The 1541-nt window shown below is 79.9% G+C and carries 1 pseudogene; it reads right to left on the bottom strand.

Annotated elements, in window-relative coordinates:
• Window positions 1–427, bottom strand: a pseudogene (locus tag ACMA1D_RS31895) (hypothetical protein); the annotation flags it as partial.
• Window positions 428–1541 lie beyond the last annotated feature (1114 nt).

Here is a 1541-nt window from a genome sequence, read left to right as displayed (position 1 = left end):
GCACGGCCGGGGCCCCGCGCGGCCCCGGCGGCGCGGACGGCCCCGTGGCCGCCGCCGTGGCCGGCACGGTCGGGTACCGGGCGAGTACCGGCGGCACGCCCGGTGCGTGCGCGGGCCCGCCGGTTGCTATGGGCCCGGCGACATCCGGGAGCTGGCCGGATGCCGCGGCGCGCGGCGTGGCCACGGGCAGTGGCGCCCACGACGGCACGGCGCCGGAGGCCACCGCCGTCCCCGGCAGGGTCCCCGGAGGGCTCGGCCGTACGGGGCGGGGCGGGTCCGCCGAGAGTTGCAGTACGGCGTCGGGTGAGGCGGTGGTCGAAGCGGTGTACGGGCTGCCGGGGGACACCGGCGCGGTGGGTGTGCGCTGGAGGACGTGCGGCGCCTGCGCGGGTGGTTGCGACCTGGTGGTGGGCGTGTGGGTGGGCATGGCGTGTTGGCCAGGCGATGTGGGTGGGCCGGTGGGTGGCTCGGTCGTCCCCGAGGGCGCGGCGCCGGGCCAGCGGGGCGCCACCACCGGGCGGCTGGCGCCGGGTGCCGGTGACGCCGCCGCGGCTGTCCGACGGATGCCCGGCACCAGCGGACGGGCCCCCAACAGGCGGACCGCGCGCGCCACCGGCACCCCGGAGCCGTCCGGAGCCCCACCCGCGACCCCGTCGCCGCGTACGGAACGGGCCACGACCACCGGTACGGGCCCGCCGGCGCGCGGAGTCGCGGCGCGCGGCGTGGTGGATCGTGGTGCACCGACCGCGGTGGCCCGCGGCGCACCGTGCGCGTCGCGGAGCGGGTGAGCCTGGTGTGCCGGGTGGCCGGCCTCGGTCTCACGCGTCGTGCGGGCGCCGGGCTGGGACGGAGTCCCTTGTGGTGTGGGCGAGTTGGTGTCGGTCCGTGGCAGTCGGCTGGCCGGTGCCGGGTGCGCCGGCGCCACCACGCGCTGGACGAGCGCGGGGGAGACCAGCACACCGTGCCCCTGTGCCGTGGCGGGCGGCGCCGCCCCACTCTGCTGTGTCCCCGCCGTTCCCAACAGGGGCGCCTTCCCCGCCCCGGTGGACGGACCGCCCGCACGCGACGCGCGGTCCCGCGCTGAGACGCCGGTAGATCGCTCCGGCGAACGGAGTTCACCTGGCGAACGGTCGTCCTTATCAAGGGAGTTACCGCCGTCTTCGCGTACGACACGTTGCACCGGGGCCAGCCAGGCGGCGCTGGGGGGCAGCGCGGGCAGCGGCGCCCCGAGTCCGGTGCGTGGCTGGCCGGGGTGCGGCGGATCAGCGCGGTACGGGCCGGAGCGCCCCGCCGCGTTCGGGAAGCCGGGGGAGTGCCGGGTTTGGGGGTCGTCGCCGTGGCCGGGGGCCTCGGGGTGGGGTCGCCGACTTCGGGCGGTGCCAGGGCCGGGGGGCGGGGCCGCCGCGTTCGTCGGCGCGTTCGTCGGTACGGGCCCGGTCGCAGCGGCCCCGGGGCCCGCCGGGGACGCGCCGCCCTCCGCGGGGCGCGGCTGCACCACCGGCAGCGCGGCGCCCGCCGAACCCGGCCGCTCCGCCCCCGGC

Origin of the sequence: Streptomyces sp. 796.1, from assembly GCF_047525675.1 — a bacterium.
Classification (GTDB): Bacteria; Actinomycetota; Actinomycetes; order Streptomycetales; family Streptomycetaceae; genus Streptomyces.
The sequence above is the reverse complement of the archived record's forward strand: the minus strand, read 5'-3'. Positions and strand labels throughout refer to the sequence as shown.